Annotated in this window: 22 protein-coding genes and 1 tRNA gene; 13 read left to right on the top strand and 10 right to left on the bottom strand. The window is 60.1% G+C overall.

Annotated elements, in window-relative coordinates:
• Positions 1 to 67: 67 nt before the first annotated feature.
• The 3 genes from HDE79_RS03775 to HDE79_RS03785 all read right to left on the bottom strand — a co-directional run bounded on the left by HDE79_RS03775 (position 68) and on the right by HDE79_RS03785 (position 2,830).
• The gene (locus HDE79_RS03775) at positions 68 to 1,504 is read right to left on the bottom strand and encodes a M20/M25/M40 family metallo-hydrolase (protein WP_184600570.1); all 1,437 of its coding nucleotides are present in this window, start codon (positions 1,502 to 1,504) and stop codon (positions 68 to 70) included.
• Between the two features lie 146 nt (positions 1,505 to 1,650).
• Entirely contained in the window at positions 1,651 to 2,061 is a 411-nt protein-coding gene (mscL, locus tag HDE79_RS03780) for a large-conductance mechanosensitive channel protein MscL (RefSeq protein WP_184600571.1), read from the bottom strand.
• An 82-nt stretch (positions 2,062 to 2,143) separates the two neighbouring features.
• Complete coding sequence (locus tag HDE79_RS03785) at positions 2,144 to 2,830, bottom strand: fumarylacetoacetate hydrolase family protein (protein WP_184601092.1); 687 nt, start codon at positions 2,828 to 2,830, stop codon at positions 2,144 to 2,146.
• 278 nt (positions 2,831 to 3,108) lie between these two features.
• Here HDE79_RS03785 and HDE79_RS03790 point away from each other — a divergent pair, with 278 nt between their 5' ends.
• From HDE79_RS03790 to HDE79_RS03805, 4 genes are all read left to right on the top strand, one after another.
• A complete protein-coding gene (locus HDE79_RS03790; RefSeq protein ID WP_184600572.1) occupies positions 3,109 to 4,353 on the top strand; it encodes an efflux RND transporter periplasmic adaptor subunit in 1,245 nt (414 codons plus the stop codon).
• 69 nt (positions 4,354 to 4,422) lie between these two features.
• Positions 4,423 to 5,109 (top strand): ABC transporter ATP-binding protein, encoded by a 687-nt coding sequence (locus HDE79_RS03795; protein ID WP_184600573.1) that lies wholly within the window; start codon positions 4,423 to 4,425, stop codon positions 5,107 to 5,109.
• Positions 5,110 to 5,119: 10 nt separating this feature from the next.
• Positions 5,120 to 6,286 (top strand): ABC transporter permease, encoded by a 1,167-nt coding sequence (locus HDE79_RS03800; protein ID WP_184600574.1) that lies wholly within the window; start codon positions 5,120 to 5,122, stop codon positions 6,284 to 6,286.
• 12 nt (positions 6,287 to 6,298) lie between these two features.
• A complete protein-coding gene (locus HDE79_RS03805) occupies positions 6,299 to 7,627 on the top strand; it encodes an ABC transporter permease (protein WP_184600575.1) in 1,329 nt (442 codons plus the stop codon).
• An 85-nt stretch (positions 7,628 to 7,712) separates the two neighbouring features.
• Here the strand turns inward: HDE79_RS03805 and HDE79_RS03810 are convergent, their stop codons facing one another.
• Together HDE79_RS03810 and HDE79_RS03815 are read right to left on the bottom strand one after the other, a co-directional pair.
• On the bottom strand, positions 7,713 to 9,152 hold the full coding sequence (locus HDE79_RS03810) for an MFS transporter (RefSeq protein ID WP_221439997.1): 1,440 nt from the start codon (positions 9,150 to 9,152) through the stop codon (positions 7,713 to 7,715).
• Positions 9,153 to 9,194: 42 nt separating this feature from the next.
• Positions 9,195 to 9,575 (bottom strand): tautomerase family protein, encoded by a 381-nt coding sequence (locus HDE79_RS03815; protein WP_184600576.1) that lies wholly within the window; start codon positions 9,573 to 9,575, stop codon positions 9,195 to 9,197.
• An 82-nt stretch (positions 9,576 to 9,657) separates the two neighbouring features.
• Between HDE79_RS03815 and HDE79_RS03820 the strand changes: the two genes are divergently transcribed.
• The gene (locus tag HDE79_RS03820; protein WP_255488226.1) at positions 9,658 to 10,533 is read left to right on the top strand and encodes a LysR family transcriptional regulator; all 876 of its coding nucleotides are present in this window, start codon (positions 9,658 to 9,660) and stop codon (positions 10,531 to 10,533) included.
• A 41-nt stretch (positions 10,534 to 10,574) separates the two neighbouring features.
• Here the strand turns inward: HDE79_RS03820 and yedA are convergent, their stop codons facing one another.
• Both yedA and HDE79_RS03830 read right to left on the bottom strand, forming a co-directional pair.
• Complete coding sequence (yedA, locus tag HDE79_RS03825; protein ID WP_184600577.1) at positions 10,575 to 11,492, bottom strand: drug/metabolite exporter YedA; 918 nt, start codon at positions 11,490 to 11,492, stop codon at positions 10,575 to 10,577.
• A 344-nt stretch (positions 11,493 to 11,836) separates the two neighbouring features.
• Complete coding sequence (locus tag HDE79_RS03830) at positions 11,837 to 12,112, bottom strand: hypothetical protein (RefSeq protein WP_184600578.1); 276 nt, start codon at positions 12,110 to 12,112, stop codon at positions 11,837 to 11,839.
• Between the two features lie 78 nt (positions 12,113 to 12,190).
• On the opposite strand from HDE79_RS03830, the gene HDE79_RS03835 reads away from it, so the two are divergent.
• Entirely contained in the window at positions 12,191 to 12,547 is a 357-nt protein-coding gene (locus HDE79_RS03835; RefSeq protein WP_184600579.1) for a Rieske 2Fe-2S domain-containing protein, read from the top strand.
• A 54-nt stretch (positions 12,548 to 12,601) separates the two neighbouring features.
• On the opposite strand, the gene HDE79_RS03840 is transcribed toward HDE79_RS03835, so the two are convergent.
• From HDE79_RS03840 to HDE79_RS03850, 3 genes are all read right to left on the bottom strand, one after another.
• Positions 12,602 to 14,419, bottom strand: coding sequence for an SLC13 family permease (locus HDE79_RS03840; protein WP_184601095.1), 1,818 nt, complete (start codon positions 14,417 to 14,419; stop codon positions 12,602 to 12,604).
• 194 nt (positions 14,420 to 14,613) lie between these two features.
• A complete protein-coding gene (trmB, locus tag HDE79_RS03845) occupies positions 14,614 to 15,318 on the bottom strand; it encodes a tRNA (guanosine(46)-N7)-methyltransferase TrmB (RefSeq protein ID WP_184601096.1) in 705 nt (234 codons plus the stop codon).
• A 294-nt stretch (positions 15,319 to 15,612) separates the two neighbouring features.
• The gene (locus HDE79_RS03850; protein ID WP_184600580.1) at positions 15,613 to 17,895 is read right to left on the bottom strand and encodes a DUF6600 domain-containing protein; all 2,283 of its coding nucleotides are present in this window, start codon (positions 17,893 to 17,895) and stop codon (positions 15,613 to 15,615) included.
• Between the two features lie 304 nt (positions 17,896 to 18,199).
• Here HDE79_RS03850 and HDE79_RS03855 point away from each other — a divergent pair.
• The 7 genes from HDE79_RS03855 to HDE79_RS03885 all read left to right on the top strand — a co-directional run bounded on the left by HDE79_RS03855 (position 18,200) and on the right by HDE79_RS03885 (position 23,071).
• Positions 18,200 to 18,273, top strand: a tRNA-Gly gene (locus tag HDE79_RS03855).
• Positions 18,274 to 18,307: 34 nt separating this feature from the next.
• Complete coding sequence (locus HDE79_RS03860; RefSeq protein WP_184600581.1) at positions 18,308 to 18,775, top strand: RimK/LysX family protein; 468 nt, start codon at positions 18,308 to 18,310, stop codon at positions 18,773 to 18,775.
• Positions 18,772 to 19,653 carry a 30S ribosomal protein S6--L-glutamate ligase gene (gene rimK / locus HDE79_RS03865; RefSeq protein ID WP_184600582.1) on the top strand — a complete coding sequence of 294 codons (882 nt, stop codon included), beginning with the start codon at positions 18,772 to 18,774 and terminating at the stop codon, positions 19,651 to 19,653. The genes HDE79_RS03860 and rimK overlap by 4 nt, the downstream gene beginning before the upstream one ends.
• 146 nt (positions 19,654 to 19,799) lie before the next feature.
• Entirely contained in the window at positions 19,800 to 20,279 is a 480-nt protein-coding gene (locus HDE79_RS03870; protein WP_184600583.1) for a hypothetical protein, read from the top strand.
• A gap of 324 nt (positions 20,280 to 20,603) precedes the next feature.
• Positions 20,604 to 20,783, top strand: coding sequence for a hypothetical protein (locus tag HDE79_RS03875; protein ID WP_184600584.1), 180 nt, complete (start codon positions 20,604 to 20,606; stop codon positions 20,781 to 20,783).
• Positions 20,784 to 20,945: 162 nt separating this feature from the next.
• Complete coding sequence (locus HDE79_RS03880) at positions 20,946 to 21,344, top strand: BlaI/MecI/CopY family transcriptional regulator (protein WP_343205901.1); 399 nt, start codon at positions 20,946 to 20,948, stop codon at positions 21,342 to 21,344.
• Positions 21,344 to 23,071, top strand: a complete 1,728-nt coding sequence (locus HDE79_RS03885) for a M56 family metallopeptidase (protein WP_184600585.1) — start codon at positions 21,344 to 21,346, stop codon at positions 23,069 to 23,071. Before HDE79_RS03880 ends, HDE79_RS03885 begins: the two co-directional genes overlap by 1 nt.
• Positions 23,072 to 23,286 lie beyond the last annotated feature (215 nt).

Raw genomic sequence — 23,286 nt, forward strand, 5'->3', positions numbered from 1 at the left:
ACGTTCGGATGTCAAAAAGGAAACGGCCCGAAGGCCGTTTCCTTGTTATGCGACTAGCGTAGCGGCATTATTCGCCAGCGCCGTCTTTATTGAACGCATCAGGCGCCGAACCAAAATCGCCCTTGGCATCGGCCGCCATATACGCAAAGGCGGCGTACACGGCAACGTTCTGTGCCAGTTCTCGAGGGTCGATTTTGTCCAGCGTGTCGTTGGCGTTGTGGTGATAGTCGAAGTACATGGTGCCGTCCTGCGTCAGTGAGAGCGCAGCCATGCCCTTGCCGTGCATCTGCGACAGATCCGAGCCGCCGCCACCGGGACGATTTTCATCGTACGCCACGCCAAGAGGAGCAAGCACGCCGGCGATCTGTGCAATCGCTGCACGCGCTTCGGGCTTGACGCTGGCGCTCATGCGCCAGACCGGGCCGGAACCGAAATCGGATTCGGTGCCGAGCTGGTGTTTCGCGACTTCGCTGGCGTGCTTTTTTGCGTACGCGATGCCGCCATACAGGCCCATCTCCTCGTTGGCAAACGCGATGACGCGCACGGTGCGGTCCGGCCGCTGCGGCATGTCCTGGATCAGCTTGCCAGCGGCCATCGCGATGGCCACGCCAGCGCCGTCGTCGATTGCGCCGGTGCCCAGATCCCACGAATCCAGATGACCACCGATATCGACGATCTGCTCGGGATGCTTCCGGCCGGTGATCTCGCCGATGACGTTGGCGCCAGTGAAGGTGCCGACGATGCCGCAATCCAGATCCAGCTTCACGCTGACCGGCTTGCCGTAGCCGAGCACGCGCTCAAGCTGGTCGGCATCGGGATTCGACAGCGCGGCCGCAGGAATCGCCTGCGTGGGATCTTTGAAAATGGTGACGCCGGTATGCGGCGTGCGGCTATTCGCATCGGTGCCGGCCGAGCGCAGGATGAAAGCGGCTGCGCCCTTGCTGGAAGCGATGGCTGGGCCGCCGGTGCGGATCGCCGAGCCCATGCCGTAATCGTGGCCGTCCTTCTGCCGCGTCATGCGAAAACCGATGTAGACGATCTTGCCTTTCACACTGGCCGGATCAGCCGCCTTCAGTGCATCGAGGCTATCGAACTTCACGACTTCGGCGGTGAGGCCGCCCTGCGGCGTTCCCGCGGAGAAGCCCAGCGCGGTCAGCGCCAGCGGCTGTGGGAACGGCGCGACGATGGCGCCGTGTTCGCTGCGGCGCTGCCATAGAGGATAGGTGACCGCCTCGGTATAGACCTTGTCGTAACCCAGCTCCTTGAACTTGGCGATCGCCCAGGCGCGTCCGCGCGCGTCGTTGACGCCGCCAGCAATGCGTGGACCGACCTCGGTGGTTAGCGAGGTGACAATCTTGTAGCCGGTGTCGTCGGTGAGCGCCTTGTCACGCAATTGTTCGGCCGCCTTTACCGTGGCGTCGGGAATTCGGGTATTGGTGGCGCTGGCATGACCAGCGTTTGCCAGCAGCAGGCTGGCAGCGAGAAAAGTGAGCGGAACGCGCATGGTGAGTTTCCTGACGACAAACCCTGATTATGGGACTACACAGCTCCTGTGCTTGAGCCATAAGTCATGCCGGCCGTCGCAAATGAAGATGGCCGCGCATCCCTGCGAATGCGCGGCCATCGAGAAGTTTTTGAAATCGGTTCGGGTCAGGGTTTGCTTTTCAGCAAATCGCGAATCTCGGTGAGCAAGACAACGTCGGCTGTCGGTGCGGCTGGAGCCGCTTCCTCTTTCTTCTGCATCTTGTTGATCGCCTTGACCACCAGAAAAATCGCCGCGGCGATGATGAGGAAGGTGATGACGGTATTGATGAAGTCGCCGTAGCCAATCGCCACTTCGGCAATCTTGTGCTTCGGATCGCTGTCATCACCCGGTTTGAGTACCCATTTCAGCTGGCTGAAATCGATACCACCGGTAATCAAACCGATGGGCGGCATGATGATTTTTTCGACCAGTGACGTGACGATCTTGCCGAACGCGGCACCGATCACCACACCAACTGCCAGGTCAACGACACTGCCGCGCATGGCAAAAGCTTTGAATTCCTGCAACATACTCATGCTTTTTCCCCAGGTTTCGGCCGAATGGCCAGTGGACTCTAACGCAACGTGATGAGTCCGCCCAGTGCAGCTGTGGAAGAACTCAAACGACTCGGCTGACCAGCTCGGCGACGCCGACCAGCTCGGCATGAAAACTGTCACCAGGCTGCAGTGCGGCTACACCCGCCGGCGTGCCGGTAAAGATCAGGTCGCCGGCTTTCAACTCGAATAGGGTGGAAAGCACGGCGATAATTTCCGGCACGGTGTGCACCATTTCACCCAGCGTGGTGTGCTGACGCCGGCTGCCGTTGACGTGCAACTGCAACGTCGTCTGGGCGTCGATGGAGACGTCGGCTGCCACACGTAGCGCGGACACGGGGGCGGAGTGATCGAATGCCTTTGCCGTATCCCATGGGTTGCCCTTGGCTTTGGCCTGGGCCTGCAAATCGCGACGGGTGAGGTCCAGGCCGACGCCGTAGCCCCAGATCAAGGATGAAGACTGAGCGGGCGTCAGGTTGATACCACCGGCGCCAAGGGCTACCACCATTTCGACTTCGTGATGCAAGTCGTTCGTGGCTTGCGGGTAGGGCACATCGGCGCCATCGCTGACGACCGCATCGGCCGGCTTGCAGAAAAAGATCGGCGTCGACTTGTCCACCGTCGAGCCCATTTCGCGTGCGTGCTCGGCATAGTTGCGGCCGATGCAGAACACGCGGCGTACGGGGAAGCGTTGATCGCTGCCGATGATCGGCAGGGTGGTTATCGCGGGAGCGGGAATGATTGTGGTCATGGCGGCAAGCGTAGCAAACCGGATCGGCATCGTCGTGTAATTGCACTGCAGCATGGAGATACCAGTGGGAAGAGGGATATTCTTGGCCAAGAGCAGATCCAGCCTGCCGGTTTGTTGGTTTGGATGGCGGCCGAGCCGCATGACATCTGTCATCGACGATGACTGATGCTGCACCCTGATCGCGATGGGGACGATCAGTCAATCTTGCATGCAACGGGCTTGCACATGGTGAGCCTGTGTTCAACGCATCACCGGCATGGCCGGGTTGGGGAGTCAGGGTGAGCAACGCCGATCTGTTGAAGGAACTGCGCATCGATCGCAGTCAGCGCGAGGACCATGGAAACCAGGGTTCAGGCCGCTGGCTGTGGATCATCGGTGCGATCGTCATCGTGCTGGTGTTTATCGCCGCCGCGGGCTGGATGTTGCTGGGTCATCGCGCCATCGCGGTGCAAACGGCGGTCGCGGTCTTGCCCACCAGCGAGAGCGAAGCGGGCGCGGTGCTGCAGGCCACCGGTTATGTCACCGCGCGGCGGCAGGCCACGGTGTCGGCACAGATCACTGGCACGCTCACCGACGTGCTGATCGAGGAAGGCGATCGGGTCAGGAAGGATCAGGTGCTGGCGCGACTGGACGACAGCGGTTACCGCGCCGCGCTGGACTCTGCCAAGGCCGCCGCGGGTGCGGCGCATGCATTGGTTGCACAGTACCAATCGCAGCTGGCGCAGAATCTCCGCGATGCCTATCGCGAGAAGAATCTTGCTGCGCAGGGCCTGGTTGCGACCCAGCTGGCCGAGCAGGCGCGCACGCTCGCGGATAGCACCCGCTCGCAGCTCGTCTCGCAGCAGCGGCAGGCCGTCTCGGCCGATGCGCAGGTGACCGAAGCGCAGGTCAATTTCGACTACTGCGTGGTACGCGCGCCGTTCGATGGCGTCATCACCACCAAGGATGCGCAGGTCGGTGAGATCATCTCGCCGTTCTCCGCCGGCGGCGGCTTCACCCGCACCGGCATCGGCACGATCGTGGACATGGAGTCACTGGAAGTCGATGTGGACGTCAACGAAGCCTACATCGGCAAAGTGAAGGCGAACATGCCGGCCGAAGCGGTGCTGGACGCATACCCCGACTGGAAGATTCCCGCCCACGTGATCGCCATCGTGCCCACCGCCGATCGCGGCAAGGCGACCATCAAGGTGCGCGTCGCGCTGGAGCACAAGGATGCCCGCATCGTGCCCGACATGGGCGTGCGCGTGTCCTTTCTCGATGTGAAACCGCAAGCCACTACACCGGCACCACAAGGCGTGCTGGTGCCGGCCACGGCGATTGTGCAGCGTGATGGTCGCAGCGTGGTGTTCGTGCTTGAGCGCGACAAAGTGCGGCAGCGCGCGGTGACCCCGGCGACGCAAGCCTATGGTGATCTGCGCCTGCTGCCGGCAGCGGTGGCGTCGGGCGACAGCGTGGTGATCGCGCCGCCGCCAGAGTTGCACGATGGTTCAGACATCGAGATCAAACCCGCATCACCCTGACACTTATCGATACGGCGCAGTTCGCCACAACGACCAGGCATCACTACGGCATTCATCGGGAGAACGATCATGGGCATATTGATTGACATCAAGGATCTGGCCAAGGTTTACGAGCGCGGCAAGCAGAAGGTCGAAGTGCTGCATCACGTCAACCTGGCGATTGCCGAGGGTGATTTTCTGGCGTTGATGGGGCCATCCGGTTCCGGCAAGACGACTCTGCTCAACCTGATCGGTGGGCTCGATACGCCGACGGCCGGCAGCATCACGGTTGGCGGTCAGCGCATCGATCAACTGGGTGGCGGCGCGCTGGCAAAATGGCGCGCGTCGAACGTCGGTTTCATTTTCCAGTTCTACAACCTCATGCCGATGCTGTCGGCACAGCGCAATGTCGAACTGCCGCTACTGCTCACCAAACTCTCCGGAGCACAACGGCGCAAAAATGCGGCGATTGCCTTGCAACTGGTGGGGCTGGCCGAGCGCGGTACACACAAGCCTGGCGAACTGTCTGGCGGACAACAGCAACGTGTGGCGATCGCGCGTGCCATCGTGTCCGATCCCACCTTGCTGGTCTGCGACGAGCCGACCGGTGATCTGGATCGTCAATCGGCCGAGGATGTACTCGGTCTGCTGCAGCAGCTCAATCGCGAACACGGCAAGACCATCGTGATGGTCACGCACGATCCGAAAGCTGCCGAATACGCCAGCCATACCCTGCATCTGGACAAGGGCACGCTGGTCGCACCGGCCATGGCGTAAGGAGAGGACGATGAAATACCTTCATCTGATCTGGGCAGCGCTGTTTCGGCGCAAGACCCGCACGATACTGACCCTGATATCGATACTCACCGCATTCCTGCTGTTCGGCATGTTGGACGCAGTACGTACTTCGTTCGATCAGGCCGGCAAGAGCGCGAACGGTGCGGAGCGGTTGCAGACTGGCTCGAAGCTGTCGTTTATCCAGACGCTGCCGCAGTCGCTGGAGTTGCCGATCAGCCATGTGCCTGGGGTCAAGGCTGTCAGTTACGCGAATTGGTTTGGTGGCGCGTATCAGGATCCGCACAACCAGATTTTCAGCTTCGCGGTGAGCCCAAATTACATCGACCAGTTTCCCGAGATTGAGGTGAGTGCGGATCAACGCAAAGCCTACGACAACACGCGCACCGGCGTGCTGGTGGGCGAACAGCTGGCGCAGAAATACCATTGGAAGATAGGCGACAAGTTGCCGCTGCAGTCGACCATTTTTCCGACCCACGATGGCACCAAGAACTGGCAGTTCGATATTGTCGGGATCATGCATCCGAAGGACGCCTCAGCAGGTGGCATGTTCAACCAGCTGATCTTGTTGCACTGGAAATACTTCGATGACAGCACACCGTATAACCAGGGCGCGGTGGGCTGGTATGTCACGCGGGTCACCGATGTGAATCAGGCCGACCGTGTGGCCAAGGCGATCGACGCGATCTCGGCCAACTCCGATCATGAAACGCGCACGCAGACCGAGCAGGCCGCCACGGCCAACTGGATCAAACAGCTGGCGGATATCGGGCTGATTGTCGGCTCGATCATGGGCGCGGTGTTCTTCACGCTGATGCTGCTGTCAGGCAACACGATGATGATGGCGGTGCGCGAACGGACATCCGAACTGGCGGTGCTCAAGACGATCGGGTTTTCCAGTCAGAGCGTGCTGTGCATGGTGCTGGCCGAGTCGGTATTGATGCTGTTGATCGGTGGTGTGTTGGGACTCGCGCTGGCCACTGTGCTGCTGCCGCTGGTTGGCGGCGCAAGTGGTGGTGCGCTGAATCTGCCGCCGGTCAATGCGAACAGTTGGTTACTCGGCATCGGCTTGATGATTTTGATCGGTTTGCTGGTGGGTGCGCTGCCGGCGATGCGCGCCATGCGCCTGAATATCGTCGATGCACTGGCCGGGCGCTGAGGAGAACACGAGATGCGCAAATTCAAGAATTTTCTGATTGGCCTGGGGCTGCTGGCAATACTCGCCGTGACGCTGACGATCTGGATCAGGCTACCCTGGCAGGGTGTCATCGTGCTCGCCGTATTGTTTTGTCTGTGGATGGCACTCACACGTCGCGGGCGGCAGGCGGCATCCGTGACGGTGGTGGGCGTCAGTACGCTACGCCAGCGGCTGGGATCATCGGCCGTGATCGTGATCGGCATTGCCGGTGTGGTCGGCGTGCTGGTGGCGTTGTTGGCGATGGGCGAGGGTTATAGCGAGACGCTGCGCAAGACCGGCAGCGCGGATACCGCCATCGTGATGCGTGGAGCCTCGGCGTCAGAGGTGATGTCGGTGCTGGAGCGCGACAACGTGGTGATCATTCCCCAGGCCAAGGGCATCGTGCACGACGCGCAGGGCAGACCGGTCGCTTCCGCTGAACTCGTGGTTGCGGCCAACCTTCCCGTGAAGGGCGGCGGCCCCGATGACGTTGGTAGCGTGCAGTTACGCGGTATTGGTGATCAGGCCTGGGCGGTTCGGCCCAACGTCAAGGTGGTGGCCGGTCGCAAATTTACGCCAGGCATGCGTGAGCTGATGGTGGGACAAGGCGCGCAGCGGCAGTTTGCGGGGTTGAATGTTGGCAGCGAGGTCAAGCTCGGTAACCAGAGCTGGACGGTGGTCGGCGTATTCTCCTCAGGCGATGCGCTCGATTCGGAGCTGTGGGCTGATAACAACGTGGTGGCGGATATTTACCGCCGTGGCGGCAGCCGCGCGTCGGTGACGGTGCGGCTGGCCAATCCGCAGGCGTTCGATGCGTTCAAGGCCGAGCTTGAGGCTGATCCCCGCTTGAAGGTTGACGTCAGCACGACCTATGACTACTTCAGCAAGCAGTCCGAAGGTACCAGCAAGATGATCCAGAGCATCGGCATCACGGTGGGCGCGATCATGGCGATTGGTGCGATCTTCGGCGCGCTCAATTGCATGTTTGCCGCGGTGGCGGCGCGTGCGCGCGAGATCGCGACCCTGCGCGCGATTGGTTTTCGCGGCGGCCCGGTGGTGGTGGCTATCATGCTGGAGACGATGCTGCTGGCGCTGATCGGCGGATTGCTCGGCGGCGCGTTGGCGTGGCTGATCTTCAACGGCTATACCGCGTCTACCCTGGCAGCGGGTTCGGTCGGCCAGCTGAGTTTCGAATTCAGCGTGACTCCGGCGCTACTGTGGAGCGGGCTGAAGTGGGCACTGGCGATCGGGTTTATTGGCGGCCTGTTTCCGGCCGTACGTGCCGCCCGTTTGCCCGTGACGACGGCCTTGCGCGAGCTGTGATCGAGTCGTGCTGTGATTGAATTATCGAAGCACGGATAAATAGCTTATCCGTGCTTCATGCTGGGCATAGCAGCGCCGCATCGGATCAATGGCGGCTCACCGCCGGCGCGCCGACAGCGATGGTCGTCTTGGTGCGGCCCAGCGCCAGCGATAGTAGGGCTGTCAAAAGCAATACAGCGATATTGCAGTACAGACCTGTGCTGAAGGCATGGGTGTACGCGTGGGCGTCGTCATGACCGCCCAAGGCACTGTAGAAAACCCCGCCGATGATCGCCACGCCAAGTGCGGCACTGATCTGCAGTACGGTAATCACCATGCCGGAGGCCAGCCCGGCATGACGGCTGTCCATGCCGCCGATCACGATCTTGATCAGCGATGGCAAACCGATGCCGTAGCCGAGCCCGGCAACAAGCAGGCCGGATATCAGCCCCAGCGTCGGCGATGCGTTTTGCACGGAGGTCACCGTCAGGCCGAATCCAAGCGCTTGCGCGACGAGGGACATGGTCAGTGCGCGTGTGCCGAATCGTTCTACTGCCTTGGCCGAGCCTAGTGATGCCAGAAAAAAGCCGATGGTAAATGGCACGGTGGCGATGCCGGTCTGTAACGCATTGTGATGCAGTCCATCTTCCAGATAAGCGGCGAATGTCAGGAAGAACGCCGAGATCATGTAGAAGCACAGTGTGATGACCAGCCCGAGCACGAAATCGTTGCCACGCAACAAGCTCACATCGACCAGCGGCGCGCCGCCATGGCTTGCGATCCGAATCTCGTAGCGAACGAACGCTACAAGGGCCAGCAGCGACGTGCCAAGCATGACAAACGTCCACATCGGCCACCCCTGTTCCCGGCCTTCGACCAGCGGATAGACCAGCAGGCCCAGCGCCAGCGACAGCAGTGCGACGCCGCCCAGATCCAGGCGTTGCGCCTGGGGAGCGCGCGACTCGCGCAACAGCAGATTGCCGCCGATGATCGCGACGATACCTACCGGCAGGTTGACCAGGAAAATCAATTGCCAGCCGAAACCCCACAGATGACTGGATACCAGTACGCCGCCGAGCAGCTGGCCGAGCGTCGCGGCGATGCCGAAGGTAGCGGTATACAGGCCCAGTGCGCGCGGTTGCTCGGCGGTTGGAAACATCACCCGGATGGATGCGAGCACCTGAGGCGCCATGGCTGCGGCGGTAATGCCTTGCAGCATGCGTCCGGCGATCAGTGCCGTAGGTGACCAAGCCAGCCCGCACAGCATCGAGGCCAGGGTGAACCCGCTGATGCCACCCAGGAACAGACGTCGCCGCCCGAACAGATCGCCCAATCGTCCGCCGCTGATCAGGAAAACCGCATAGGTCGCCGCATAGGCGGAAATCACAAACTGCACTTGCGCGGGTGTTGCATGCAGATCAGTACGTATCGCCGGCAGCGCTACATTCACGATGAAAAAATCCAGCGACGGCAGAAAGGCACCGGCGAGTAGTATGGGGAGCGCCAGCCAGCGACGTGGATCGCCCGTCGCGTCTTGCGTCGTCATTGCGTTTGCCTCCATTGACATGGCCTGAAGTGACATGGGAGATCAGGCGTATTGCGCTACGCCGTGACCGAATGACCAGTTTTCCCTGGCCACTTCGACCAGGTTGATGAAGACATCATCCGGACATACGCCAGGCACCTGTTCAAGCAAGTCCACTATGCGGCGGTACAGCGCCTGCTTCTGTTCGAGCTTCCGCGTCTGGCTCACGACGAGCTGGATGATCAGCAGTTCGTCACTGCGCGCCATATCGAGATAGTCGGGGCTATAGACGAAGTTTTCCTCGTCGTGCTCGCTGATCGTCATGAAAAAATCGCGCGGTGGCACGTCGAATGTTTCGCGCAGGGCGAGCTGGACTGCATTGAGTATTGCCTTGCGATAAGCGGCTGATTTGCCGCGGCGCATCGAGATTCGGGTCAGGGGCATGGGCGCGAGGCGTCAATAGGGGATGGCAGGCATGCTAGTCCTGCTATATGATAAGTAAAACTCATTAATAGATATTTCAGTCATGATTAATGAAAATAGTTCGATGGCGCGGCCACTCGACCTCGATGCAGTGCAGGCTTTCGTCCTGGTGGCGGATCTCAGTAGCTTTACTCGGGCTGCCGAGGCACTGGACACAACCCAGTCCGCCGTCAGCCTGAAGCTGAAGCGATTGGAGGAGCGGTTGGGGCAGCGCCTGCTTGAACGCACTCCGCGACGGGTGCGGCTGTCTGCCGAAGGCGTGGAGTTTCTCGATGCCGCACGTGATTTGCTTAGTGCACACACACGAGCGCTGAGTGGCCGTGCCGGCGCGCGCATGAGTCTGCGGATCGGTATCAGCGATCAATCTGCCGGTACGGATTTGCCGATCTTGCTGGCAAAGGTCGGTGCCTATGACCGTTCGCTGCGCATCGAGGTGCGCATCGGAGCATCTCATGGTTTGTTGACCGCGTACGACGGCGGTGAGTTGGACGCTGTCATCGCATGTCGCGATGGCGAGCGTCGTGATGGGGAACGTTTGTTCATTGAGCCCTATGACTGGTTTGCGTTACCGGACTGGGAGCAGCCAGCGGGTGAGCCGCTGCGTATTGCGTCGTTGTCCTCGCCGTGCACGGTACGTGCGCAGGCGTTGAAGTCGCTGGACGACGCAGGTGTGGCCTGGAGCGAGGTCTTTGTCGGTGGGGGCTTATCTGCGGTCAGCGCAGCCGTTTCTGCTGGTCTGGCGGTGGCACCGCTTACCCGCCGCATGTGCCCACCGCGGGCAGTCGAGATCGGTAGCCGGCTTGGTCTGCCGTCGCTGCCGCCGATCGAGATCGCGTTGTATACCCGCGCGAGCGAACCGCGTACGTGCGAGGCGATCCGGATTCTGGTCGCGGCATTGCGGGCGGCGATCGTGGGTTAGTGTGTCGGGCAACGCCCTGCTTCAACACGGCCCGCGGGACTTCATGCATGCCGACGTTGACGGGCGAAGGTGATGACTCCGACGCCCAGCAGAATGATCGCCATGCCGGCGAGGTCGTACGGTCCCACGTGTTCGCCGACCAGCAGCAGGCCGAACAGCACAGCCACCGGCGGATTGACGTAGGCATAGCTGGTCGCCAGTGCCGGCCGCACGTGCTTGAGTACATACAGGTAGGCACTGAAGGCGATGATCGAGCCGAATACGATCAGGTAGCCCGTTGCCAGCGTTGCGCGTGTGGAGGGATGTGCCGGTAGCCGTTCGCCAGCCAGCAATGCCACGATGATCAAGGCCACGCTCGCACACAGCATCTGCGCGGCGGTGTTCATCGGGCCCTGTGGCATGTCCTGCCGCTTGCTCCATACCGAGCCGAACGCCCAGCACATGGCCGCCAACAGCAACGCCGTTGCACCCAGGCGCGAGGCTGACAATCCATTGCCCAGGTTCAGCACGACGACGCCAATAAAGCCGATCGCCAGGCCAAGGCCTTCGCGTCGGGTCGGGCGTTCGCCATAAAGGCTGGAAAACAGCGCGGCAAATAGCGGCATGCTGGCCACCGCAACCGCCGCGATACCGGAACTTACGCGTTGCTCGGCGAAACACACCATGCCGTTGCCAAAGCCTAGCAACAGTACGCCGGTGATCGCTGCATTGCGCCACTGTCGCGCGCTGGGGGCCGTGATGCCGCGCAACCGCAGAAAGCCGAACAGCAGCACGCCCGCAATCAGAAAACGCACGCCGGCGAGTAGAAACGGTGGATAGCTTTCCAGCGCGTAACGGATCCCCAGATAGGTCGATCCCCAGATGATGTACAGCGCAAACAGCGATAGCGGAATCAGCAGGCGCGGATTGGTCAGCGGCCGCGGCATATCGGCCGCGGCGGGGACGGAGCTATCGGACATGGATGAATGCACAAACCGGAAGAGGAGTAGCGGAATTATCCGCGAGTCGACTGGCCGCGGCGAGTACTCGCGCTGACTTTTCCCGGTGTAGGCACGGCGCGTTCGCGGGCTAGCAGCTCGCACCGGCGTCTGGCACCACAGCGCCAGCGGCCATTGATCCGTCCGGCATGATCACTGTGGGATTGCTGCGTACGTTGTGGTATCGCGCGCAACTTTTGGATGGCTCAGTTGGATGCTCTAATTCCGCGGCCACTTCGCTTTAGATTCGGCAGGTAGCGTCGATTATCCGGATCATGCGAAGGGAACACGTACGATCACAGCAGATATCGCCGGAGCAGGCGTGTTCAATGCGTAACGGGACGGCCGCGCTGCACGACCACGAACTCACCTTCCAGTACTTCCGGTTTGTGGCTGGCATGCGTCGTGGTCGAACTCACGCGCGCGCTGCCCTGCTTCCAGCGACGCAAGGCAAGAAGCAGGACGCCGCCGACCAACAACACGCTGACAACGACCAGTCCAAAGACCAGCAGCACGCCGATCACCGCCACACCGATCAGCAACGAAAGGGCGCGGGCCAGCGGGTTGCGCGGATGACGCATGGTGGGCAGGGAGAAGTGCATGTGTTAAAAATCCGTATGGTAAAATCAATGACTTACGAGTGTAACGATGGGGCTAATGCGCCCACGAGGCAAGTGCCGATGGATACAGTGACTTCCGCCATTTCCCCGTCCACGCAGGCGATATGCCGGTTGGATGACATTCCCGATGGCGGCGCCACGGCGGTTGACGCCATGCTGGCCGATGGCAGGGACAATGTCATCCTGATGCGGCAAGGTAGCCAGGTGCAGGCTTACCTCAATATCTGCCCGCACACCGGACGCCAGCTCGATTACGCGCCTGGCAAGTTTCTGCTCCAGGATCAGATGCTGATCTGTGCGGTGCACGGCGCCAGCTTCAACAAGGCCGACGGGCTATGCATTGCCGGTCCCTGCAAAGGTGATTCGCTGCGATCAGTGGCGGTGCATGTGCAAGGTGACGAGATCTTTCTCGCATAGAGCGCTGGAACCGAGCGCACGCATTCGTCCGGCGGCATCAATCGGCGAGCGTACTCATCGAAACATCAGGTTTATCACCACCAGCGTGACCACCAGCACGAGCAGGGTCAGCGGTATGCCGACGCGCAGGAAATCCTTGCCACGATAACCGCCGGGACCGGTAACCATCATCAGCGCAGGATGGCCAGAGCTGAGCAGAAAAGTATTCGACGACGACACCGCGACGATCAGCGCGTAAGCCGACGGGTTGCCGCCGGTGGCAACGGCTACGCTGATCGCCACCGGGACCATCATCACCGTGGCACCGACGTTGGACATCACCTGCGAAAACAACAGGGTGAGGATCGCCAGTGACGCCTGCAGAATGTAAGGCGAGGCGTTGCCCAGGTGTTGCAGAACGACCTGTGCCACCCATGCCGCAGTGCCGGTGGAATCCATCGACCAGCCCAGCGGGATCAGGCAGGCGGTGACGAAAATCGTTTTCCAGTTGACCGCCTTGTACGCCTCGTCCATGTTCAGCACGCCGGTCAGCAGCATGCCAATCGCGCCGGTCATCATCGCCACTGACAGATCGAGCTGGGTGAACAGCGCCAGGCATTTGGCCAGCACGAAGAAGCCGACCGCCTGCCAGATCTTGCCCGGTCGCTGCTCCTCTTTCGGGATGTCGGTGACCACGACCAGATCCTTGTCTTCCGATGCCAGCGACAGATCGCGCCAGTTGCTGTGCAACACCATGGTGTCGCCGGCGCGCAGCGTGACGGTGCGCACGTCCTCGCGAAACACCTGCTCGCCACGCGTCACCGCCAGCACGGAAATACCAAAGCGCTTGCGCAGGCGCAGATCACCGATGGTCTGCTTGATGAAACGCGAGCTGGGCGGAATCACCACCTCGGAAATGCCGGCGCGGGTCGGGTTGAACAACTCGCCCAGCTGGCGCATCCGCGTCGACAAGCGGCACAGCTGATTGTTGGCAAACTGGGTCAGTTGTTCGCGCGGGCCAAGCACGCCAAGTACCGAGCCAACCCAGATCACGTGATCCACCGGCGGCGCCATGCGCGCATCGTTGCCGCTCTTGATCGCGAGGATCATCGGCGAGTCGTGCAGCTGTTCGACTTCGCCGATGCTCATGCCCACGAGAGGGCTTTCCGCGGTGACAGTGAGCTCGGCGGTTTCGCCACCGATGCCATAAGTCTCGGCAAAGTAGCTTTCGGTGCGGCCGGGCGTCACCTTCAGCCGTTCGTCCTCGTGCCCGGGCAGCAGCTTGCGGCCGAAGAAATAGAAATACAGCACGCCAATCACGGCCAGCGTCAGGCCCACCGGCGTCACGCTGAAGAGGCCGAACTTCGGAATGGTGTGCGCACCTGGCAGCAGGTTGGCGTTGGCGCTGGCGATCAGATCGTTCAGCACGATCAGCGGCGAGTTGGCGATCAGCGTGGTGTTGGTGGCTGTCAAAATACAGAACGCCATCGGCAGCAGCAGGCGCGACAACGGCACGCCGGTGCGCGCCGACAGCCGACTGCTGACCGGAATCATCAGTGCTGCCAATGCCTGGCTGGGGATGATCGCGCTGAACAGGCTGGCGACCATGTTGATGACCAGGCCCAGGCGCGATTCCACGCCGCGCGCCATGCGCATCACGAAGCGTGCGGTAAGGTTCAGCACGCCGGCACGGTCGAGGCCTTCGCCCATGATCATGATGGCAATGATCGCGATTACCGCATTGCCGGCGAAGCCATTGAATACGCGCTCAGAAGGGATCAGGCCGGTCAGGCCGATGGTTACCACGACCAGCAGCGCCACCATGTCGGCGCGAATCCATTCCAGCACCAGCATCAGCATGGTGAAACCCACCAGGCCGAGCACCAGCATCATGTCGGGGGTAAGCGTGAGCCCCACTAGCTGACGTTCCGCAAGGGTGGCTGGCAACGGTCGATAGGAGAGGGCAGTGGAAGCTTCACGCTGCGTCGATTCGTCCCTGTCTGGATCGCGCAAGTATAAGCGGGCCAGCCTGACTGCTGTGCATCGACATCATCGTTAGATTCGTTGCAACGAATCTTTCCGCGCGCTTAGCGTGTGCGGTACAACAGATCCCACACGCCGTGGCCAAGCTTCAGGCCGCGTCGCTCGAAATGGGTTTCGATGCGCCACGCTGGTTTCTCGGCGTACTCACCGGGTGCAATGGTGTTGCGCCAGTCGGGCGCGGCTTCCATCACTTCGAGCATGTGCTCGGCGTAGGCCTGCCAGTCGGTGGCCAGATGCAGCAGTCCGTTGGGTGTCATGCGCGAGGCGAGCAGGGCAACGAACCCGGGCTGGATCAGCCGGCGCTTGTTGTGACGCTTCTTGTGCCACGGATCGGGAAACCAGATCCGCGCCTCGGCCAACGTGCCGGGTGCGATCGCGTGCTCGAGCACTTCCACCGCATCGTGCTTGTACAGGCGCACATTGTTGGCATCGCGCGCGGCCAATACATTCATCAGTCGACCGACGCCGGGGCCGTGTACTTCAATGCCGATGAAGTCGCGCGTCTGGTCGTGCTCGCTGGCCCAGGCCAGCGCCTCGCCGTTGCCGAAACCGATTTCCAGAACGAGCGGGGCTTCGCGGCTGAAGCTCGCGTGGAAGTCATGCGGTACGGTGCGATAGTCGATCCCGTAACGCGACCAGTGGGCCTCGAATGCATGCTGCTGCGCGGGCGTCATGCGGCCTTCGCGCAATACAAAGCTGCGGATACGGCGCATGTAGTCGGGGCTTTGTGCATCGTCCTGTTTTTGCATGTCGCTCATGACGGCGTGTCTCGGTAAGGCGAAGATGGAGAATGGCGGGGTGGATCGATATCGGTGTGGCTGATGACGGCAGCGCAATGGTTGTCTGGGCGGGTTCATCGCGCTCATCGCGAAGACACATGCGTGATCCGAGCGTGTCTATTGTAGTGGTCGACATGAGATTCGCCGATGCCGTGCACTATCGCGGCAGACGATTCGGGATTGAGCGCCCCGTCGAATAGACAATCTCTGCAACAACAGAGGCCCGGCATGCTCGGGCCTTTAAGGGGCGTCACGTATGGCGCGTCAGTGCTGGTCTTCCCTGCTGGGGGCTTGTCTGGGTTCGGCATGCTGTGGTGCCGCGCGCTGCGGCGGCGCAGCCGTCTGCGGCTGCGGTCTTTGCTGCTGTTGTTGCATTTGCTGCATCTGCATCTGGCGTTGTTGCATCTGTGCCTGCATTTGCTGGCGCTGTTGTTCCATCGGCTGCATCTGCTGCTGTTCCTGCGAGCGGTTGAACTCACGCGGAGCAACGTTGTTTTCCGGGCGTTGAAACGGCGGCGGGTTGTTGCTTGGCACCGGCTGATTGATTAACGATGCTTGCCGGATCTGCGGCACCTGCGGCAGGGTTGATGCGCGTCGATCGTTTGCGCGCGACGGATTGTCGTTGCCGTTGGAGATGTTGTTTCCTTGCGGATGCGCAAAGCGTGCCGAGGGCAACTCCCCCTGACGGGTCTGGATAACGTTGTTGGGCACAGTGCCGTTTTGAACCTGGCCAGCTTGCGTGGCCGAATTATTTCCATGTGGAACGTTCTGCGGGGCATTGTCCCGGCGTGTTATCACCGGTACGTTCGGGATGACGTTGGACGTCGGCGGAAGATGGCGCGGTGCATTGCCGAACGATCGTGGATTACTTTGCACGTCGCGGCTGTTGGCTGCCGGTGTGACATCGCTCTGACCCACAACAGGTCCGTTGCCAAAGTGTTGGCTCAATACTTTGACATTCGAACCAGGCCGGGCGTTGACGGTCGGCGAACCAGCACGCTGTGAACCTGCCAGGTTTTTAGGTACCCCGGTACCGTGGCCAAATGTTGCCGTGGGTGGTGCCTGCCGCGCCACTACATTGCGCTGAAATCCGCCGAGCGGCAGCGAACGCGCATGTTCACTGCGCGGTCCTGCCGCGTCTGCGGCAGGATGCAGAACCGATCCACTCGTCAAAACCGGTGCGTCGGCTACCTGGCGTGGGTCGACGTGCAGCAGTTGGCTCCGCACATTTAGGCCACCGGCAAAGACCGCGCTCGGAACCGCCGTCAATCCACGTGGCGCGGCGCGGTTCACGTACTGCTCGCCGCGCAGCGGTGTGCCGTTGCGGTAGTGACCATACTGGGTGTTGATGTTGTTGAGGATCAAGGTGCGGTTGTTATTGATCACGCGGATATTGGTGATGTTGATGTTGCTGTAATAGCGCCGGCTGCTGTGGTACCACGGGTTGTAAATTTCACCGGGACCGAGCGGAAACCAGCCGATCGGATGGATAGGTCCGGCACCGCCCGGGCCCACATAGCCGGGGCGACCACCGCCCCAATTACCGCCGCCGACGAAGGCGACCAGTGCGGGCGCATAGACCGGGTGCACGCCGATCGGTCCGGGGATCCAGCCCCAGCCGCGGTGTGTATGCGCCCAGCGGCCGTAGTGATAGGGCGCGAAGCCCCAACGCGAATTATCGATCCAGCTCCAGCCCCACGGCATGATGTAAGCCCAGCTGCCATCTTGATAAGGAGCCCAGTTGCTGTCGACGTTGGACGGATACCAGACGGCGCCGTAGTCGCTATCCGAATTCCAGTCGCCGTATTGGGCGAGGTCTTGATAACCGACAACGTCATCGGAAACATACTGGGTGGCGGAAGGTTGCGCGTACTGGCGATCACGATCGCTGCACCATGCATCAAAGGCATCGCCACCGCTGATGTCGGTGATCGTTCCGTTGATGAGACCGGAATCGTAAAAACGATAGCTGTGTCCGGCGTTGATGGGACGCTGCGCGCTGTTTTCGCCATAGACGGTAGCATCGCCATCCAGCGCAGTGACTTTGGTGTTCTGGCCATTGCCATCTATGTCTACCCGGAAAATACCGGGCTGATCGATCACGAGTGCTACGGTCGGCGTGTCGATCTCGTAGCTTTGGCCTGGATCGAGCGAGCGTACGCTGATGTTGAGCGAGCCCTGGGTCAGTTCAATCTGCGCCAGCTGGTCGTTTAAATTCAGCAGGCCGAAGTCGGTCTGGCTGGCGATGCGCAGTGTGCCGCCACCCAGCTCCAGTTCGGCACGGGTGTCCTGCCCGGTCGCCAAACGATCACCTGTCGTCAGTGGGCGGTTGATGCTGGCATCGCTCCACTCCTTGGCGCCGGCCGGCAAAAAGCCCAGGTCGCCTTCCATATACGACAATCGCGCCACGCGGCTGGGCGGATCGACCGCCGCGTCGTCGCTTGCCGACTGTGCTTGCGCCAAGGCGACGGATGCGCACAGCAGCAAAACGGCTAGCGGTTGCCAATAGGGACGCAACGAAAACCGTTCTTTCGCATACACACGCATGGTGCTCTCCGAACACAGTAGGTGCGACGATAGCCGCGTAACGAATACAACGGCCGGTCCTGCTCCAACGCAACGAGCACTGATCGCCCGATTTATGCGCACGGCCGGATTATGTGCACGGCAGGGCATAGCCTGTACGTGGCTTTATCCACGGCGCCTCATGCTCGTTCAGCCAGCCGCTACCTGCGATTTACCCGCCGTTTGGCCGCGGGTGGTTGCACGCCATTTTGTCGTTGCGGAAATAAATTCGTCGTGCCATGCAGTTCCCACCGTTCGTATCCCGGGTTACCATCGCCCGGCCGACGCGGGTGTAGCTCAATGGTAGAGCTGTAGCTTCCCAAGCTACTGACGAGGGTTCGATTCCCTTCACCCGCTCCACTCCCTCGATTCTCACGAGCAGCGCCGCCGCCAGATGACCGATCTGATCAAGTCCAGCCCCATTATTCTGGGCTGGCGCGAGCGGCTGGCATTGCCCGAGCTGGGCATCGGTCTGCTCAAGGCCAAGCTCGATACCGGCGCGCGCAGTAGCTCGCTGCATGTCGACACGCTGGAAACGTTTCAGCGAAGCGGTGAGACGTGGCTGCGCTTCACGCTGAGTGTCCGGCGTCGACATCCGTTCGAAATCAGCTGCGAAGCGCCTGCATTGGATCGTCGTATCGTGACCGATACTGGCGGGCGACGCACCGAGCGCTGGTTTATTCGCACGCAGGTCACATTGGCCGGGCAGTCTTTCAGCGTCGACGTCAACCTCACCGACCGTCGACATATGCTGTTTCCTCTGTTGCTCGGTCGCAGCGCCCTGGTGGGGCGGTTTGCGGTAGATCCGGCGCTTTCCTATACCCAGTCACGACCATCCTTGGTCGCTACGGACTCTCCATGAAAATTGCGATTCTGTCGCGCAACTCCCGTCTCTATTCGACCCGGCGACTGATCGAGGCGGCGCGCGAGCGCGGCCATGTGGTGCGCGTGCTCGACCCGCTGCGCTGCTATGTGCGTATCGCCCCCAACGACGTTGCCATTCGCTACAAGGGCAAGGACGTGCGCGACATCGACGCAGTGATTCCACGCATCGGCACGTCCAGCACGTTTTACGGCACAGCGGTGCTGCGCCAGTTCGAGATGATGGGGGTCTATACGCCCAATCCGTCCGACGCAGTGTTGCGCGCCCGGGACAAATTGCGCTGTCTGCAGATACTCTCGTCGCAGGGGCTCGACATGCCGGTGACGGTGTTCGGGGATAACCCCGACGATACCAACGACGTGCTGGCGATGCTGGGCGATCCGCCGCACGTCATCAAGCTCAATGAAGGCAGCCAGGGCACCGGCGTGGTTCTGGCTGAAAAGCGCAGCGCCTCGCAGAGCGTGGTGGAGGCATTCCGCGGCCTGTATGCCAATTTCCTGGTGCAGGAATTCATCGCCGAAGCCAAAGGCAGTGACCTGCGCTGTTTCGTCGTCGGCAAAAAAGTCGTGGCTGCCATGCAACGCGTCGCCAGCCCCGGCGAATTCCGCGCCAACCTGCACCGCGGTGGTAGCGCGATCAAGGCGAACCTGAGTGCGGAAGAAAAGCGTATCGCCATCCGCGCAGCCGGTGCCTTGGGGCTCGGAATCGCTGGCGTCGATCTGCTGCGTTCGAACCGCGGTCCGCTACTGCTGGAAGTGAATGCTTCGCCGGGGCTGGAGGGTATTGAGGCAGCGTCTGGCGTGGATGTGTCGGCGCAGATCATCAAGCATCTTGAGGGGCATGCGCTCAAGCATTGAGCTGCAAATTAAGCTTTCCATATACGAACGCATTAGTACGAAGGTCTTCGTTGACTAGCTTCCGAGACTGGTCTTAAGATCAAGCATTGGAGAGTCTGGTTTTGAATTTCTCATATCGAGGAATTGCCTGGCTGGGGGCAAGGTTCATGAAATTGAAGATCTCGCTGGTGTTAGCCATCGCAGGATTGGTTCTGCTGGCCGCTTCTGTAAACGCCGCTGATAAAAAAGTGATGGTCACGGTCGACAACAAGCAGGATTTCGCCGCTGCCGTGGCTTTGATCAAGAGCAACATGGCATCCGGCGGCCGTTTCGAATTCACCACGGACAAAGAGCGGGCGGCCCTCGATGCCAATTTGGCAGACATGCAATCTCTGTTTGACAAGTTCAACACCGTGGACGCGATGGATCAACCCTCCAAACTGCGGCTATTCAACGATCAGGAAGCCGTCAACGCGACGCTGACTCATCGCGACGGTGATCGTCTGGTATGCGAGTCGGTAGCACCCACGGGCTCGAACATTCCCAAGCGAATTTGCCGTACCTACCGTCAGACTGAACAAGATCGCCGTGACGCACAGCGTGAAATGAGAGGTTTCAATCAAACGACTCAACCGGGCGGCCATTAATAGACACGCGCAATACCCCGGAGGTTTCGAGGTCTACGCTGCATTTCGATTCTTTGATTTTTTCAAATCTGGGATTCCTGATATGGAAAGAAAAGCTATTTTTTTAATATCGTTGACCTAGTTGTTGCGGGTGGTATCTTTGGCATACCACACGCAGAAAGTCTGGTGAAAACGAAAGCGATCGTTAGTGCCAATGACAAGGACAGCTTTGCGGCCTTGGCCGTAAACGTGAAAAGCTAAATGGCTCTCGGCTGCCGCTATGAATATATAAGGCCTCGGGAACAAGAGGGCGTAGTTGTTTGTCACAACGACATGCAGACGTTTTTGAACAAATTTGACACTGTGGAAAAGATGGATCAGGCATCTAAAGTGCAGTTGTTCAGCGATCAGGAAACCGTCAATGCCACTTTGACGCGTTGGGGCGATACGCGATTGGTATGCCAGTACTACGTGCCGCTGGGCTCGCATATTCCGCGCACGGTATGTCACCCCTATAGGAAGTAGAGCTGGCCAAGGCGGAAAGTCAGCAGGTCATGCGCAAAGCACAGACGATAAATAATTACAGGGCTTCGGGAGGTTGAAATCGATTTACGTTCACGACTGAATATTCGCGATAAGTAGATCACCCAAGCGGTTTGAGGTCTAGACTTTAGTGAAGAAATTCCAGTGAAAAAATCAACAACTTTGTCTATTCCTCAGCCTACGGATGCAGAGCTGGAAATACTCCAGCTTTTGTGGGCCAATCAGCCATGCACGGTGCGCGACATTCACGATGCGCTGCATATTCGCGGCGGTACGGGCTACACCACGGCGCTCAAGCTAATGCAGGTCATGCATGTCAAGGGGCTGGTGGAGCGCGATGATTCGCAGCGCGCACACGTTTATCGAGCGGCTGTCAGCAAGGAACGTACGCAGAAGCGTTTCATGATCGATATGGTGCAGCGCGTGTTCGAAGGATCATCATCCCAACTGGTTTTGCATGCGCTGGGAAGCCAGCGCGCCAGCCGCGAGGAGCTGGATGCCATACGACTTCTATTGAACAAGCTCGATAAGGATGCACAGTGATGGATCTACTGCCTTTAGTGCTTGCCAGTACACGATTGATTGGCTGGGCGTTGGTGCACTTTCTTTGGCAGGGGGTGCTGCTGGGAGTGATCTACGGGTTGATAAGGTTTCTGGTGCCACGCGGCGAGGCTCGTTATCGCCTGGGTATGATCGCGCTGATTTTGCTGGCCTTCTGTCCATTGCTTACGGTGTGGCGATTGCTGAAGGTTGCAGGCCCGGCAATCCCCACATTACCTGATGTGGCGGCGACAACTTTCGTTGGTCCTGACATCACGATCAGCTTCACTTGGAATTCGGGATTGGAGTTGGTCTTGCCATGGATGGTACTAGTTTGGTCGTGTGGTGTTGTTTTTTTGTCGCTACGCGCGTGGAAACAGTGGCACGGGGTGAAAGAGCTCGTTCGCATGGCAGACGCTATGCCGCTATGGCAGGAGGTCGTCAATGCCATGGCGAAACAGTTCCGCCTGCATCGGCAAGTGAGAGTGCTGTGCAGCAAGGCCGTATTCACTCCGGCCTTGGTTGGCTGGATCCGTCCGGTCATTCTTTTGCCGATGGCGGTCGTTTGTAATTTTCCGGCGACGCAGATCGAATTGATCTTTGCGCATGAGCTGGCGCATTTGCGGCGTTGGGACCCGGTTGCCAATCTGTTTCAGATAGTTCTCGAAACGCTGCACTTCTACCACCCGGTAGTGCGCTGGATTTCACGCGATGTGCGTAATGAGCGCGAGATATGCTGCGACGCCATGGCGCTCTCGATTAGCGGCGGCAGTCGCCGCGAGTTCGTAGCAGCCCTAGCTGAATTGGGTGATCTGAGCGAACGGCATGGTTCGTTGTTACTTGCTGCCAGCGGTGGCGTACTGCTGGATCGGGTGCAGCAGATGGTCATGCCGCGCGAACCTGCACCTGGAAGAGTATCAGCGCGCTTTGTTGCCGTATTACTTGGGGCAATGTTGATCGCAGTTACGCTACGGCTCGAATGGAGCCAGACGCAATTTCAGAAGAATTTGAGTGAATCTATCGGGCAATTACAGCTGACCCTGGTGCCGCAGTTGCGGCCGCTGATGCAATCCATGAAAGCGACATACTGGACTGATTTGGTCCCTGCGAAAGTTCAGGTCATGCGCCCTCTGGCAAAGGAGCATCCTGTCGACGCCCTAGATGACCTTGTCTCATTAACCATCGAGAGCAAACACAGGATGGTTTTGCCGCGCCTTTCGCTAGCAACCGTGCAGGTTGCTGATCTTGCGCGTGCGATTGACCAACCGAGTGTGCGTTTTGCCAACCCGACTGCAGCTACAGATTTGCGGGTGACGCCAGCACCGATACAAATTCGTCAGCCCGTGTATCCGCAGGTTGCGCTAGTACACGGAATTGAGGGCGCGGTAACGATCGAGTTCGGCGTCGCCGCTGATGGCAGTGTGCAGGACATGCGTGTTGTCAGTGCCGAGCCCGCGGGGACATTTGATCAGGCGGCTCTGCAAGCAATGCGCGGGTGGAAATACGCGACGATAGCGGCGGCATCCCCTCGAAGGCGTTACCGACAGACTATGGCCTTCACTTTGAATGCAACTCACGTTCCAAAAATGCTCCCCAACAGAACAGGGAGCCAGCAGATTCAGGCCCAAGTGGGCTGCCAAATCCCCACCGGCACGCACATTTGTCGGTGGCCGGGAAATAGCGAATCAGCGGGTACCAGTGAAGCCGTTAGCTATTACGTGGGTCATTAGGCTGGGTAGGTTGGGTACTTCACGGGGATCCTTGGGCGAGATCTGAGGTCACGGGTTAACCCCTCCATAACTCTCTACCATCTATAACATCTGCACCGGTTATCGGCTTGATGTTGCGGCTTGCCAAGGCTCGTGATTGCTGATGATGGTATCGGGACGATAGCTTGGGCTCAGGTGTGGCGACGGCGAGTCGTGCATCTGGGCCTTTTTCTTGT

The sequence above is a fragment of the Rhodanobacter sp. MP1X3 genome (assembly GCF_014207165.1).
Taxonomy (GTDB): Bacteria; Pseudomonadota; Gammaproteobacteria; order Xanthomonadales; family Rhodanobacteraceae; genus Rhodanobacter.

What these genes read in the sequence shown, in the direction of transcription:
- HDE79_RS03810 (WP_221439997.1), bottom strand. Translation starts at nt 9,152, where the DNA reads ATGACGACGCAAGACGCGACGGGCGATCCACGTCGCTGGCTGGCGCTC.
- HDE79_RS03835 (WP_184600579.1), top strand. Translation starts at nt 12,191, where the DNA reads ATGGATACAGTGACTTCCGCCATTTCCCCGTCCACGCAGGCGATATGC.
- HDE79_RS03785 (WP_184601092.1), bottom strand. Translation starts at nt 2,830, where the DNA reads ATGACCACAATCATTCCCGCTCCCGCGATAACCACCCTGCCGATCATC.
- HDE79_RS03775 (WP_184600570.1), bottom strand. Translation starts at nt 1,504, where the DNA reads ATGCGCGTTCCGCTCACTTTTCTCGCTGCCAGCCTGCTGCTGGCAAAC.
- HDE79_RS03885 (WP_184600585.1), top strand. Translation starts at nt 21,344, where the DNA reads ATGGATCTACTGCCTTTAGTGCTTGCCAGTACACGATTGATTGGCTGG.
- HDE79_RS03800 (WP_184600574.1), top strand. Translation starts at nt 5,120, where the DNA reads ATGAAATACCTTCATCTGATCTGGGCAGCGCTGTTTCGGCGCAAGACC.
- HDE79_RS03850 (WP_184600580.1), bottom strand. Translation starts at nt 17,895, where the DNA reads ATGCGTGTGTATGCGAAAGAACGGTTTTCGTTGCGTCCCTATTGGCAA.
- HDE79_RS03820 (WP_255488226.1), top strand. Translation starts at nt 9,658, where the DNA reads ATGATTAATGAAAATAGTTCGATGGCGCGGCCACTCGACCTCGATGCA.
- trmB (WP_184601096.1), bottom strand. Translation starts at nt 15,318, where the DNA reads ATGCAAAAACAGGACGATGCACAAAGCCCCGACTACATGCGCCGTATC.
- rimK (WP_184600582.1), top strand. Translation starts at nt 18,772, where the DNA reads ATGAAAATTGCGATTCTGTCGCGCAACTCCCGTCTCTATTCGACCCGG.
- HDE79_RS03815 (WP_184600576.1), bottom strand. Translation starts at nt 9,575, where the DNA reads ATGCCCCTGACCCGAATCTCGATGCGCCGCGGCAAATCAGCCGCTTAT.
- mscL (WP_184600571.1), bottom strand. Translation starts at nt 2,061, where the DNA reads ATGAGTATGTTGCAGGAATTCAAAGCTTTTGCCATGCGCGGCAGTGTC.
- HDE79_RS03860 (WP_184600581.1), top strand. Translation starts at nt 18,308, where the DNA reads ATGACCGATCTGATCAAGTCCAGCCCCATTATTCTGGGCTGGCGCGAG.
- HDE79_RS03805 (WP_184600575.1), top strand. Translation starts at nt 6,299, where the DNA reads ATGCGCAAATTCAAGAATTTTCTGATTGGCCTGGGGCTGCTGGCAATA.
- HDE79_RS03840 (WP_184601095.1), bottom strand. Translation starts at nt 14,419, where the DNA reads ATGATGCTGGTGCTCGGCCTGGTGGGTTTCACCATGCTGATGCTGGTG.
- HDE79_RS03870 (WP_184600583.1), top strand. Translation starts at nt 19,800, where the DNA reads ATGAAATTGAAGATCTCGCTGGTGTTAGCCATCGCAGGATTGGTTCTG.
- HDE79_RS03795 (WP_184600573.1), top strand. Translation starts at nt 4,423, where the DNA reads ATGGGCATATTGATTGACATCAAGGATCTGGCCAAGGTTTACGAGCGC.
- HDE79_RS03830 (WP_184600578.1), bottom strand. Translation starts at nt 12,112, where the DNA reads ATGCACTTCTCCCTGCCCACCATGCGTCATCCGCGCAACCCGCTGGCC.
- yedA (WP_184600577.1), bottom strand. Translation starts at nt 11,492, where the DNA reads ATGTCCGATAGCTCCGTCCCCGCCGCGGCCGATATGCCGCGGCCGCTG.